The organism is Amycolatopsis sp. WAC 01416, assembly GCF_003947485.1.
Taxonomy (GTDB): domain Bacteria; phylum Actinomycetota; class Actinomycetes; order Mycobacteriales; family Pseudonocardiaceae; genus Amycolatopsis.
Genome location: NZ_QHHX01000007.1, coordinates 491789 through 505374, shown reverse-complemented (window position 1 = coordinate 505374; position 13586 = coordinate 491789). Strand labels below are relative to the sequence as shown.

The following is a 13586-nucleotide window of genomic DNA, read 5'->3' as shown; positions in this document are numbered from 1 at the left end:
CCGACATATCTGACGCAATCATCGGATCTCTCGGTTACCACGCCCTGGATGAGAGCGGATGGTCATGAGAGTTCGAGCGCACCGCACCGCCTGGCTCGCCGTTGTCCTCGCCCTGGTGGCGGGCCTGCTCACCACGACGGCCGCGAGCGCGGAGGTGCACCATCCCCGCCAGCAGTGGCTGCGCGAGGCCACCGCGGGACTCTTCCTCCACTGGGGCATGTTCACCGCGCCACGCCAGACCGACTGCGCCGCTTGGGAACGCGCCGTCACCGACGGCGGCTGGAGCGCGGACTACTGGGTGGACGAGGCCCGCAAGCTCGGCGCCTCCTACATCGTGCTCGCCACTTTCCACAGCAGGCTGGGCTACGCGCGGCCGTGGCCGTCGGCGATCCCCGGCAGCTGCGCCACGCGGCGCGACCTCCTCGGGGAGCTCGTCGAAGCCGGCAACGCCAAGGGTGTCCGGACGATCCTCTACATGACCGACGATCCGCAGTGGCACAAGGAAACCGGTGTCGAGTCGCTGGATTCCGCCGCGTACTCCGCCTACAAGGGCAAGCAGGTCGACCTGACCACCCGTCCCGGCTTCGGCGAATACAGCTACGACCTCTTCCACGAGGTCATGGACCGTTACTCGGACCTCTCCGGGTTCTGGATCGACAACGACAACGACTACTGGGAGAAGCACAAGCTCTACGAACAGATCCGGGAGAAACGGCCGTCCTGGTTGCTGAGCAACAACAACGAGGACACCCCGATCATGGACACGGTCAGCAACGAGCAGAAGACCGGCATCACCCCGCCGTACGACTACCCGCAGGCGGCGTTCACCCCGATGCCTCGGCTCACCGAAGCCGACTACAAACTGCCGACCAACGGCGCCTGGTGGTACGACGGCACCGATCAGGCCGTCGACTTCCGGCTGTCCACCGGGCGCTACATCGCCAACGCGGGTTCGTCGATGAAGTCCTTGATGGCCGAAACCCCGATGGTGAACGGGAAGTTCCCGCCGCGGCAGGAGGCGTACAACAACTTCATGGCGAGCTGGGTGCCGCCGATCAAGTCGTCCCTGCAGGGTAAAGAGGGCGGCGGGTACATGTACGGCGGCATGCGGCCCGGGTTCTGGAACGACGGCGCGCACGGCGTCATCACCGTCGAGCCCGGCGCCCGCACGCAGTACCTCCACGTGATCACCCGGCCGAGCACCGACCTTCTCCGCTTGCGCGACAACGGCTACAAGGTGACCGGGGTGTCCGATGTACGCACGGGAAAACCTCTGCGCTTCAGCCAATCCGGCGGCTATCTGACCATTGTGGACATCAAGGACTGGGACACCTACGACACCGTGTTCAAGGTGGAAACGGCCGGGCAGCGGTACTTCCACGACTCCGGCACGATCAAGGCGACCGCTTCGTCTTCACGCGCCGGACATCCGGCGTCGAATCTCGTCGACGGGAACTTCGAGAACTATTGGGACGCCGACGGCAAGCAGCCGGTCTCGCTGACCTTGGACCTCGGCAGGCGGCGGTCGGCGACCTACCTCGCGGTGAATCAGCGTGAGATGTCGCCGACGCACGCTCGCGAATCGTTCGGCAGGCCGGAGGATTCGTCCCGGATCAAGGACTATCGCGTCTACGTCAGCGACGACGGGCGGAACTGGGGCGAGCCGGTCCGCACCGGCGCGATGCCGAGCGCCCGCGGTGTGCAGTTCATCGACTTCGGCGAACGGCAGACCCGGTTCATCAAACTCGAGGTGCTGAACACCTGGTCCGGGCCACAAGCGAAACCCTTCTACCGGCAATTGGCGATCGATGAGATCAAGGTGGCCTACGGCTACCCGGATTCGGTCTTGGGCGCGCAGGTTCCGCTGGAGGCCGAGTCTTTCCGCAACGATCACGACGGCCGCGCCCGCCTCGGCCGGTGTTCGTCCTGCTCCGGATCGTTCCAGGTCACCGGACTCGGTGGCGGCGCGCGCGACTCGGTCACCTATCCGGGCGTGATGGTCGCGGAAGCCGGCGACTACCGGCTCCAGCTCGACACCACGGGCGGTCCCGCCACTTCGGCGGCGGTGAGCGTCAACGGCGGTGCTCCCGTCGAGACCGCGATCGATGCCGGCACACCGGGAGTCGTGACCTCGGCGGAGATCCCCGTCGCGCTGAAGGCCGGCGCCAACACCGTCAAGGTGTTCAGCAACGCCCCCTCGGGTCCGGGCCTCGACCGGATCGCGATCGCTCCCCTGCCTCCGCCGTCCTACACGCCGAAGACGACCCTGACGGTCGAACCCGGTGGTGTCCAATGGCTTGCACCGGGACGGCAGTCCCTGCGGGTGACCGCGAAATTGCGGCTGGACGCCGACGACACGATCGGGAAGGTCACCATGGCGCCGGTCGTCCCGGCGGGCTGGACCCTTCAAGGTGCTCCGGCCGCGGCGGCGTCCATGCGGGTCGGGGACGAGCTCGAAGCCTCGTGGACGCTGGTCTCTCCCGAAGGCGTCACCGCGGCCGACATCCCGGTCACCGCGTCGTTCGACCTGCTCGGGCGGGCGAAAACGGTGAGCAAGCCGGTGCGGGTGAGCCCACGGCCCGCGGACCGGGTCTTCATGCGGGAGGCCGAAGACTCGGCGAACGACGTCGGTGACGCGGGCGTCACGAACTGCGGGGTGTGCTCGGGCGGGCAGAAGGTCCGCAACATCGGCGGCGATCCGGACTCGTCCGTGCGGTTCGATGACGTCACCGTGCCCGAGACCAGGCGCTACACCCTGTACATCGACTTCACCGTCAACGGGCCGCGCTCGTACTTCGTCACGGTCAACGGCGGCACGCCGATCGAAGTGAAGGTCGACGGCGCGGGCAACAACACCCGGCTCACGACGGCAGTGCCGGTCGAACTGCGAGCGGGGGCGAACACGATCAAGCTGCACAACGACCACGCGTCCGCCCCGGATCTCGATCGGCTGTCACTGGGGTGAGGTACCGGCTTGACCCTCTCCCCGGGAGAGGGTTCAGGCTGGTCCCATGACGACCTTGATGCCGATCGGCGTGTTCGCGCACGCCACGAGGCTGTCGGTCCGCGCGCTGCGGAACTACGACCGGATCGGGCTACTGGTGCCCGCGGAGATCGACCCCGGCACCGGGTACCGCCGGTATTCGCTCGGCCAGTTCGCCCGCGCGGGCCTGATCCGGCGGCTGCGGGAGCTGGAGGTGCCGCTGGCCGAGATCGCCGAGATCCTCGACGCGGATACGCCGGACGAGGTGAAGGCCTCGATCAAACGGCATCACGACCGGGTGGCGGCGCGGGCCGCGGAACTCGCGGCGATCAGCGGCAGGCTCGACTCCGTGCTCGCCGAACCGACACGGTGGCTGCATGTCTACGAACGCGTGCGCACGCCGCAGCCGATCGCCCGCCTGTCGATCCGGACGCCGCTGAGCGGCCTGGCCGAACTGATCGGCCCCGCGTACGGGCGGCTGTTCGCGGTGCTCGCCGCGCAAGGAGTCATGCCGTCCGGCCCACCCGGGACCCGATACCTCACAGATGATCCCGATGAGCTGACCGTCGAACTGTTCGTCCCGGTGGACGGGCCGGTGCGGGATGACGGCGAGATCGGCGCGGACGAGCTTCCCGGGGGCCTGCTCGTCGCGACGATCCACGAGGGTGACTACGACGACGTCGAGACCGCGTACCGATCGCTCGGCCGCTGGATCGCCGAACGCGACCTCGTCCCGGCCGGGCCCGCCGAGGAGCTGTACCTCGTGGCGCCCGGGCCGTCGGTCGCGCCCGAGTCCTACCGCACCGAGATCGCCTGGCCGGTGACCTCGTGATCCTCGACGGCGTCGACACCGCGGGCGGAGAGCACTGCGAGACCAGCACGCTCCACGTCCTCCTGCGGCACGCCGGGATCGAACTGTCCGAACCGATGCTGTTCGGACTCGGCGAAGGCCTCGGCTTCATCTACTGGGACGGGAAGAATCTGCCGTTCCCTTTCCTCGGAGGGCGCAGTAAACCCTTCGAGATCACCCGGAAGCTGGCCGACCGTCTCGGCTTGACCTTGCGGGTCAAGGAAACGACGTCGGCGCGCACGGCGTGGCGGAACGTGGCCGAGGAGATCGACGCCGGTGCGCCGGTCGGCCTGCAACTCGACTCGTACCACCTGGAGTACTTCACGTCGAAAGTCCACTTCGGAGGGCACTTCGCCGCTCTATGCGGCTACGACCAGGAAACCGCCTTCCTTGTCGACACGGCGCAGCAGGGTGGCTCCGTATCGACCTCACTGGAGAGCCTGGAACGCGCCCGCGGGGAGAAGGGCCCCATGACGGCGAAGAACCGCTCGTTCACTCTTCGCGCCGATGAGCCGCTTAAGCCGCTTTCGGACGTCCTCCGGGATGCTGTGCGGGCCAACGCGGCGGAGTTCCTCGCCCCGCCCATCGCGAACCTCGGGTACCGCGGGATCGGCAAAGCCGCCGTCCAGGTGCGGAAGTGGCTGGACCGCGGCAGCGATCCGGCACGCGACCTGCCGCAGGCCGCCGTCCTGATGGAACGGGCGGGGACCGGCGGCGCGCTCTTCCGCCGGATCTACCGCGACTTCCTCGAAGAATGCACTGCCTTCGTCGATGACGCCGGTCTCCGAACCGCGTATGAGAAGTACCGCGAGATCGCTCCACTGTGGACCGAAGTAGCGCACTTGTTCACCCGGGCAGGGGAAACCGGCGACGCCCGGCACCTGGCCGACGCGTCCGCCGTCCTGTCCGAGCTGGCTCAGCGCGAACAGGAGGCGATGACGGCGCTCGCGACGGTTCAGTGTGGGCGCTCGTAAGGCAGCTTCTCCCCCGCTTCCACCGCGAACGGCAGATCGTTGCCCGCCGGCGGCAACGGGCAGGTGGCGAAGTCGGTGAACGCGCACGGCAGATTCGTCGCGCGGGTGAAGTCGAGGACGACGGATCCATCCTCGGCGGGCGACGGCACCGCGAGCGACCGGTTCGCCGCGTAAGTGGTGACGCCGCTCGTGGCGTCGGTGAACAGGATGAGCAGGCCGTCCTTCTTGCCGTTGAACGCGGTGAGCGTGTGCTCCACGCCGTCGTGCTCGAAACGCACGACGCCCGGAGAGACATAGACGTGGCTGAGCCCTTCGACGACCGCGCCGACCGTGGTCGGCCGCGGCTCGTCGAAGGGCTCGAAGGTCCCGGACAGCACCCAGGCCGGGTCGGGCTCGTACGCCGGGACACCGCGGAATGCGTTCAGCACCGGCGCCTTCGGGTCATGCGTCCGGATCAGGTACCCGCCGCGACGCGCCACCTCGATCTCGATGTCACCCGCGACGACCCGGGTGGTCGCACCACTGTTGACCAGCTCGAAGCGACGAACTCCGGCGACCCGTTCACCATCGTGCGAGAGATCCGCGCCCTGCGGATCGAGGTACGCCGCGTCGGCGTCCTGCCACCACACGCCGGGCAGCCCCTCGTACGCGCGCGGCTTGTCCTCGAGCCAGTCGAGCGAGACCAGAGCGAGCCAGCCGAGCGGATCGGCGAGATCGCGCTCGCGCTCGGTCTTCCAGCCCTGCCAGTCCCGCGTGAACGTGTCCAGGCTTGTGCTCATCGCCGATCCCTTCCGTAACCTTGCTCGTTCTCCCAGGTCAACGGCTCGACGACGACGATATTTCCCGTCCCGGCATGTGGGCTAGGCCGTGTCCGGTAAGTCATGTTCGCGGTCTTCGCGCCCAGGTGGTCCCTGACGGCACGGGCGGACGCGGCCGAGTACGACCCGGTACGAGGCCGATCCGCCCGCACCGCCAGGAACCACCTGGATCACGAAGCCCATCGAACAGACTTACCGGACACGGCCTAGGCGTGATAGTCCCCGGTAGTGCCCTCCTCGGCGGAGACCAACTCGGCGATCGGCGCGAAGAAGGCTTTGATCCCCGGCAGATTCGCCCCCTTCTCCCGCGACACGGCGAAGTCCTCGGAGGAACGCCACCACACGACGTCGAGCCACGTCTCGTCGTCGACCCGGATCAGCTGAGCGTCGAGGAACCCCTCCCGGTCGGCCCGGAAGTCGGCGAGCATCGCGGGGCGGGCCTGGAGCAGTTCGTCCGCGCGGTCGGCCGGGACCTTGAAGCGGGTCAGTTCCACTGTCGTCATGAGGCCGATGCTAGGTGACCGCCTTTGTCGGCTACTCGGGACGTCGGCGGGTTCGATTCGGTGACGCAGACGTGGGCTCATTATCGGCGCCGTCACTCTTCAGTGTTGTTCGTTCGATTTCGCTGTCGCTTAAAATTACGAACGCCTGTTCGATTGTTTTGCGGTATTATTGAGTGGTGTCCGAGACTTTCCTTCCCGAATTGCCGCAAGAACTGTGGCGCGCCGGCAAGCTGGAGCTTGCCCACGGCGTGCAGCAGTCGTTGCAGGTGATCAGGATGGCCACCGCCGGACTGGGGCGGTATTTGGCGGAGGTCGAGTCTCGGGGCGTCAAAGACTTGTACGGGTATGGCCGCACGGCGAACTGGTTCGCCGATATAGCGGGATTGTCGGTCGGTGAGGCGCGTGCGGTGGTGAATCGCGCGATCGCGTTGAACCCGACCCGCGCTTTGGACGGCACCGAAGTTCCTGCTGTCGCGCCCGCCACCGCCGCCGTGGCCGCCGAGGGGCTGGTCGGGAATGAGCGGATCGATCAGATCCTGGAGATCTTGAAGAAGCTCCCGGCCGAGACCTCTGCCGAGGATCGGGCGAGTGCGGAGAAGATCCTCGCCACCCTCGCCCGCGACGCCGGACCTCGCCAGCTCGCCGACGCCGAAGCGAACCTGCTTGCGCTGCTGGACCCGGACGGCAATGAACCGAAGGATCCGGAACCCGCTCCGCCGCGCCGGGAAATCACTTTGGAGCGCCGCAAGGACGGGTTCTGGAAGCTGACTGGTCTCCTTGATGATGAGACGGGTGCTCGCACGGCGGCGGCTTTGGAGGCGTATGCGGCGCCGCGGCCGGTGGACGAGTTCGGTCAAGCGGATCTGCGGATGAAATGCGAGCGCATGGGCGACGCGTGGGTCGACATCCTGGATCTGGCGATCGCGTGCCCGGATCAGCCCGGGACCAGCGGCTACCGCACTCTGCTGCATGTCACCATCGGACTCGACGAGTTGAAGTCCGGTCTCGGGACCGCCTGCCTCGACTTTGTCGGGACCATGACGGCCCGCGAAGCCCGGTTGGCGGCCTGCGACTGCCTGATGTTGCCGGTCGTGATGAGCGCCGCTGGTGAACCTCTCGATGTGGGGCGGCTGCGACGGTTCGTCACCCCCGGCCAGCGGCGTGCGTTGAACATCCGGGACGGCGGCTGCGCCTTCCCCGGCTGTCACCGGCGGCCCAAGAACTGCCACGCCCACCACATTCACCACTGGGCAGACGGAGGCCCCACCGACCTCCGGAACCTCGTACTGCTGTGCGGGTTCCACCACCGGCTGATCCATCACGGTGATTGGGAAGTCCGGATGGCGGCCGATGGGTTACCGGAGTTCATCCCACCCCAATACCGAGATCCGCTACAGAAACCCCGGCGCAACACCCTCCACCACGTGTGACCCGAGGAGCCCGCCAGCCACACCGGCGACGGGCCCCTCGCCATGCCCACCGGACTTGAAGTACATGAAGGACCCCTTCCTTGCGCCTAGGTACAGGAAGGGGTCCTTCACGTACCCGGGAGCGCGTGAAGGCCTCCTTCACGCGCTCAAGTCGCGACTGCCGATGCCGCTGAGCCTCGCGGGGGTGGTCCCGTTCCGTGAAGGACTCCTTGAGAGACCCAGAGTCCCTCAAGGAGTCCTTCACGGAACGACAACCAGGAGCCAGCAGAAGGCCCCGACCGGACCGATCACGCACGACCGCGTGGATTTCGGGTCACCCAACGCACCAAAATCCACACAGCCGCCACTCACCACCCTTCGTTCAGGCAACGAGCCCACGGCAGCTGAGCCGAGAGCGAGAGACCCTCCCCTGAAAACTGTTCAGTACCGGCGGAATCCCGAAGATCTGCTACTCCGTTCGGGCGTATTGGCGAAAGAGTCCTCGATTCCTCGGCAAAACCCGGAGCAGGATCGGCCGTTCCGGACTTGGGAGGGGACGGAGTGCGTCATGGTGAATCAACCACGTGGCCCGGACGGTCGTTGGATCAAATACAAGTACGGTGCGGGCGCGCTGGCCACCGCGGGAGTGGTCGTGGCCGCCACCAGTGGAATAGGCGGAGGCACAGCGGCCTCCCTGGATTCCGCCGCGAGCCAGGCCCTCAAAGGCAAGAGCTCCAGCAAGAAGTCCGCACAAAAAGGCCGTCACTCCGAAGCATGGCAGCGCCTGGGCTGGCGCCAGCTCAAGAGAACCGCGAAACGGGAACTGAAATGCGGTCCGCATTCCTTCGGTGAGGTCCAGCGTTTCTTCCTGCACCACCCTTGCGTCGACCTCGATCGCATGGCGATCACCGTCGATGACGGCGCCGGGAACACCATCATCGTGTCCGTCGCGTGGGTGAAGATGCCGGTGGCGAGCGAGGCGAGCGACCTGAAAAGGCTCGTCGACAGGGACGACACCGGCAACGTCGCGCTTTTCGGCGAGGTGCGGCACGGTAGCCGCTTCACCGGCGAGAGCTACGACTCTCGTCTGGCCAAGAAGCTGGTCGTGATCGCCGAGTCCGCTCCCGAGGCCGGTCGGCCGAGCGAGGCGACGCTGGAGACCACTGTCGAAGTGGCCGTCCAGTTTCCCGCACCTTGACCCCGCACCAGCGACCACAATGGATCCCATGGACGACCAGAGCGACCTGCCGCCCGGCATCGGCAAACCGGCGACACGGGCCTTCACCGGCGCAGGTTACACGCGCCTGGAGGACTTCACCCGCGCCACCGAGGCCGAACTCGCGAGCCTGCACGGCGTCGGCCCCAAAGCGCTCCGCATCATCCGCGAAGCCCTGGAAGCGCGAGGTCAGACATACAAACCCACCGACTAATTTTTTTGTCTTGACAACTTGAACCTTCGGACGGTTAGCTCAACGCAGCACACCGACCGAGGGAGATCCAGTCATGGCCAAGTTCGCGAATGTCGACGACTACATCGCCGTTCTGCCCGAGAACCTGCGGGAAGTCGCCACCACGCTGCGCCCGATCGTCAACGCCGCCCTGCCGGGTTCCGCGGAGGCGATGTACCACGCCTCCCCGACCTGGAGCGTGGGCGAAGCCGCCGGGAAGAACCTTGTCTGCCTGATGAAGGCGTACTCGTCGTACGTCACCTTCGCCCTCTGGAAGGGACAGCTCGTCGACGACGAGTCCGGCAGGCTGGAGGCGAGCGCGCGGGAGATGGCGCACGTCAAGCTGCGCTCCGTCGAGGATATCGACGCCGACCTGTTCACCGGCTGGCTCAAGCAGGCGCGAGACCTCGAAGTCACCGCGACGGCGCGATGACACAATCGGCGGCGTGCCTGTGATCACCGACGAATCCCGCTGCCCGTGCGGCCTTGGCGAGCCGTATGGCGTTTGCTGCGGCCGCTTCCACCGGGGAGCCGCGACCGCGCCGACCGCCGAACTCCTGATGCGGTCGCGGTTCAGCGCGTTCGCCGTCGGCGACACCGCGTATCTCACGAAGACCTGGCACCCGAAGACCCGGCCTGAGGACCTCGAGCTCGATCCGGGACAGCGCTGGACGTTCCTCGAGATCCTCGGCAAGACCGGCGGCGGACTACTGGAGAACGAGGGCACCGTGGAGTTCCGGGCCCACTACCGCCAGGATCGCCGGCCCGGCAGCATGCACGAGAACAGCCGCTTCGTCCGCGTCGACGGACAGTGGATCTACGTGGCGCCCGTCAGCTGAGCAAGCGCTGACGAACCCGGTGCAAGGGTCTGTTCCCGGCGCGGAGTGGAGGCTACTATCTCCCCCAACATTGTTAGGGAACTTTCTTAACGATTTCCGCCCAGGTCCGCCGCCGTGTGCCCAAGGAGGCGCGCTCGTGAGTTTTCGGCAGAAGAGAACACGGATCCCGTTACTGGCCTTGACCGTCACCGCGCTGGCCGCCGCGGTCTGCGGGGTGACCACCGCTCCCGCCGCCACCGGCGCGGAGGTGGCCGTGCCGCTGTCCGTCGGCGCCGCCGCGGGCAACGCCACCCCGATCCCCGGCTACGTGATCCAGTCCTCGGCACAGGTCAGCGACGACTCGGCGGTCTCGAAGCCGGGCTTCCCCACCACCGGCTGGTACCCGGTGTCGTCGCGCTCGACGGTCTACGCCGGATTGCTGCAGAACGGCAAGTACGCCGACCCGTTCTACTCGACGAACATGAAGAACGTCCCGACCGCGCAGTTCGCCGTGCCGTGGTGGTATCGCACGGACCTGAACGTCGAGGACACGTCGTCGCGCACCTATCTCGACTTCAGCGGCGTGCTCTCCAAGGCCGACGTCTGGGTCAACGGCACCAAGATCGCGACGAAGGACCAGGTCAACGGCGCCTACACCCGCCACGACCTGGACATCACCGCGCACGTGCGCCAGGGCGTCAACAGCGTCGCGTTCAAGGTCTACCCCAACGATCCCAACAACGACCTCTCGATGGGCTGGATCGACTGGGCGCAGACCCCGCCGGACCAGAACATGGGCATCGTGCGCGACGTCCTCGTCCGCCGCAGCGGGCCGGTCGCGCTGCGCAGCGCCCACGTGGTCCAGAAGCTGAACTCCTCGCTCGACCACGCCGACCTCACGGTGAAGGCCGACGTCCGCAACGACTCGGCGAACGCGGTGCAGGCCACCGTCGCCGGCACGGTCGCGGGCAAGCCGATCACCCAGACGGTCTCGCTGGCCGCCAAGGAACGCAAGACGGTCACCTTCGGCCTGGTCGGCCTCGACAAGCCGAATCTCTGGTGGCCCGCCGGGATGGGCGGCCAGCACCGGTACGAACTCGACCTGACCGCGAGTGTCGGCGGCACGCCGTCGGACACCTCGAAGTCGAAGTTCGGCGTCCGTGACGTCAAGGCGCCGCTGAACTCCAGTGGCGGACGGCAGTACAGCGTCAACGGCAAACCGTTGCTGATCCGCGGCGGCGGTTACACCCCGGACCTCTTCCTGCGCTGGAGCGAGACCGCGGCGGCCGACAAGCTCAAGTACGTCTTGAACCTCGGACTCAACACGGTCCGGTTGGAAGGCCACATCGAGCCGGACGAGTTCTTCGACATCGCCGACGACCTCGGCGTGCTGACCATGCCGGGCTGGGAATGCTGCGACAAATGGGAAGGGCACGTCAACGGCGAGGAGAAGGGCGAGCCATGGGTCGAGTCGGACTACCCGATCGCCAAGGCTTCGATGTTCTCGGAGGCCGAACGTCTGCGTGACCACCCGAGCGTCATCTCGTTCCACATCGGCAGCGACTTCGCGCCGGACAGGCGGATCGAGCAGGGTTACCTCGACGCGATGAAGGCCGCCGACTTCCAGCTCCCCGTGATCCCGTCGGCGTCGAAGAGGCCGTCCCCGATCACGGGCGCTTCCGGCATGAAGATGAACGGCCCGTACGACTACGTCCCGCCGGTCTACTGGTACGACAAGTCGCAGAAGGATCGCGGCGGCGCGTGGAACTTCAACTCGGAGACCAGCGCCGGCGTCGACATCCCGACGATGGACACGTTGAAGCGGATGATGTCGGCGAGCGAACTGGAAACGATGTGGAAGAACCCATCGGCACCCCAGTACCACCGCTCTTCGTCGACGACGTTCGCGGATCTGAAGCTGTTCGGCAACGCGCTCACCAAGCGCTACGGCGCGCCGGCCGACCTGAACGACTTCGTGCGGAAGGCGCAGCTCGCCCAGTACGAGAACGTCCGCGCGGAGTTCGAATCGCACTCACGCAACTACACCGACTCCACCAACCCGTCGACCGGGTTGATCTACTGGATGCTCAACAGCCCGTGGACTTCGCTGCACTGGCAGCTGTTCGACGCCTACATGGACCAGAACGGAGCCTACTACGGGGCGAAGAAGGCCAATGAGCCGCTGCACATCCAGTATTCGCACGACAATCGCTCGGTCGTGGTGATCAACCAGACGTCGAACGCGGCGAGCGGGCTGACGGCGACCACGAAGCTGTACAACCTCGACGGCACCGAGAAGTACAGCAACACCAAGACCGGCCTGTCGGTCGGCGCGCTGGGCGCCAAGGCCACCGCGGTCACCGTCCCGGCGGTGAGCGGGCTTTCGACGACCTACCTGGCGAAGCTGGTGCTCACCGACTCCTCCGGCAAGGAGGTCAGCCGGAACGTGTACTGGCTCTCCACCAAGGCCGACACGCTGAACTGGGCCGGCAGCGACTGGTACTACACGCCCCAGTCGGGCTACGCCGATCTGTCCGGGCTGAAGAACCTCGGGCAGTCCGCGGTCAGCGCGACGGCGAAGTCGGTCGCCGGTGGCGACGGCACCACCACGACCACCGTGACGCTGAAGAACACCTCGGGCGGCAAGCTCCCGGCGTTCTACGTCGACTCGAAGGTCGTGGACGCCGCGGGCAAGCCGGTGCTCCCGGTGGAGTGGAACGACAACGCGGTGAGCCTGTGGCCGGGTGAAACGACCACACTGACCGCGAAGTACCGCACCGCCGACCTCAAGGGCTCCAAGCCTTCGGTGCGGGTCTCGGGCTGGAACACCGGCACGCAGACCGTTCCGGCCGACGGGTCGGGCCCCGGTCCTGGCAACCCGGTCGATTACCAGGCGGAGGACGCCGCGATCGACCAGGGCGCGGTCGAGTCGAACCACGCCGGGTTCACCGGCACCGGGTTCGTCAACTACGACAACGTCGCGGGCAGCTCGGTCGAGTGGACGGTGAACGTGCCGGCCGCGGGCACCTACGACGTGGTCGTCCGCTACGCCAACGGGACGACGGCGAACCGGCCGCTCGACTTCTCGGTCAACGGCACGATCAGCGCGTCCGGTGTCGGCTTCGGCGGCACCGGGGCTTGGCCGAACTGGACGACCAGAACCGTCAAGGTGACACTGGCGGCGGGAGTGAACAAGATCAGGGCGGTCGCCACCACGGCGAACGGCGGCCCCAATATCGACAAGATCACCCTCTAGACCGGGAGTCGCCTGAGGCCCCCTTCGCCGCCTGGCGAAGGGGGCCTTTCCCGTACTCGCGTGGGTTACGCTTTCCGGGTGACCGGCAAACCCGACCCGCGCCTGCGGGACCTCGCGATGCTGCGCCGTGTCCGCGACCGGATCGATCGCGACTACGCGCAGCCCTTGGACGTCGAGGCGCTGGCCCGCGGCGTGCACGTCTCCGCCGGGCACCTGAGCCGCGAATTCCGGGCCGCGTACGGCGAATCGCCCTACAGCTACCTGATGACCCGCCGGATCGAGCGGGCCATGATGCTGCTGCGGCGCGGGGACATGTCGGTCACCGAAGTGTGCTTCGACGTCGGTTTCTCGTCGCTGGGCACCTTCAGCACGCGGTTCTCCGAACTGGTCGGCATCTCGCCGAGCGCGTACCGCAAACAGGCGGCGGAGGACGGCCGCGGCATGCCCGGCTGCGTCGTCAAACAGGTCATGCGACCGATCAGGAATCGAGAAGCGACCCCGCCGCGCGCCGACCTACCTTGAGTCGC

The 13586-nt window shown here is 67.0% G+C and carries 12 protein-coding genes; 10 read left to right on the top strand and 2 right to left on the bottom strand.

Going from position 1 to position 13586, the window contains the following annotated elements; all coding sequences use genetic code 11:
- Nucleotides 1-58: 58 nt before the first annotated feature.
- The 3 genes from DL990_RS26205 to DL990_RS26195 are packed head-to-tail and all read left to right on the top strand — an operon-like array spanning nt 59 to nt 4807.
- Complete coding sequence (locus DL990_RS26205; protein ID WP_125800197.1) at nt 59-2965, top strand: alpha-L-fucosidase; 2907 nt, start codon at nt 59-61, stop codon at nt 2963-2965.
- Between the two features lie 46 nt (nt 2966-3011).
- A complete protein-coding gene (locus tag DL990_RS26200) occupies nt 3012-3815 on the top strand; it encodes a MerR family transcriptional regulator (protein WP_125800196.1) in 804 nt (267 codons plus the stop codon).
- Nucleotides 3812-4807, top strand: coding sequence for a BtrH N-terminal domain-containing protein (locus tag DL990_RS26195; RefSeq protein ID WP_125800195.1), 996 nt, complete (start codon nt 3812-3814; stop codon nt 4805-4807). Before DL990_RS26200 ends, DL990_RS26195 begins: the two co-directional genes overlap by 4 nt.
- Here the strand turns inward: DL990_RS26195 and DL990_RS26190 are convergent.
- Complete coding sequence (locus DL990_RS26190) at nt 4789-5586, bottom strand: DUF1684 domain-containing protein (protein WP_199746598.1); 798 nt, start codon at nt 5584-5586, stop codon at nt 4789-4791. The genes DL990_RS26195 and DL990_RS26190 overlap by 19 nt on opposite strands.
- Nucleotides 5587-5831: 245 nt before the next feature.
- Complete coding sequence (locus tag DL990_RS26185; protein ID WP_125800194.1) at nt 5832-6128, bottom strand: antibiotic biosynthesis monooxygenase; 297 nt, start codon at nt 6126-6128, stop codon at nt 5832-5834.
- Between the two features lie 176 nt (nt 6129-6304).
- Here DL990_RS26185 and DL990_RS26180 point away from each other — a divergent pair, with 176 nt between their 5' ends.
- From DL990_RS26180 to DL990_RS26150, 7 genes are all read left to right on the top strand, one after another.
- The gene (locus tag DL990_RS26180; RefSeq protein WP_125800193.1) at nt 6305-7558 is read left to right on the top strand and encodes an HNH endonuclease signature motif containing protein; all 1254 of its coding nucleotides are present in this window, start codon (nt 6305-6307) and stop codon (nt 7556-7558) included.
- A gap of 547 nt (nt 7559-8105) precedes the next feature.
- A complete protein-coding gene (locus DL990_RS26175) occupies nt 8106-8735 on the top strand; it encodes a hypothetical protein (RefSeq protein ID WP_199746597.1) in 630 nt (209 codons plus the stop codon).
- A 28-nt stretch (nt 8736-8763) separates the two neighbouring features.
- Nucleotides 8764-8967 carry a helix-hairpin-helix domain-containing protein gene (locus DL990_RS26170; protein WP_125783153.1) on the top strand — a complete coding sequence of 68 codons (204 nt, stop codon included), beginning with the start codon at nt 8764-8766 and terminating at the stop codon, nt 8965-8967.
- A gap of 73 nt (nt 8968-9040) precedes the next feature.
- Nucleotides 9041-9418 carry a DUF1801 domain-containing protein gene (locus DL990_RS26165; protein ID WP_125800192.1) on the top strand — a complete coding sequence of 126 codons (378 nt, stop codon included), beginning with the start codon at nt 9041-9043 and terminating at the stop codon, nt 9416-9418.
- A gap of 19 nt (nt 9419-9437) precedes the next feature.
- Nucleotides 9438-9824: a YchJ family protein gene (locus DL990_RS26160; RefSeq protein WP_125800266.1), complete on the top strand. Its 387-nt coding sequence runs from the start codon at nt 9438-9440 to the stop codon at nt 9822-9824.
- Between the two features lie 136 nt (nt 9825-9960).
- Nucleotides 9961-13059 (top strand): CBM35 domain-containing protein, encoded by a 3099-nt coding sequence (locus DL990_RS26155; RefSeq protein ID WP_125783157.1) that lies wholly within the window; start codon nt 9961-9963, stop codon nt 13057-13059.
- Between the two features lie 117 nt (nt 13060-13176).
- Entirely contained in the window at nt 13177-13581 is a 405-nt protein-coding gene (locus DL990_RS26150; RefSeq protein ID WP_198941864.1) for a helix-turn-helix transcriptional regulator, read from the top strand.
- The last annotated feature ends 5 nt before the right edge of the window (nt 13582-13586 follow it).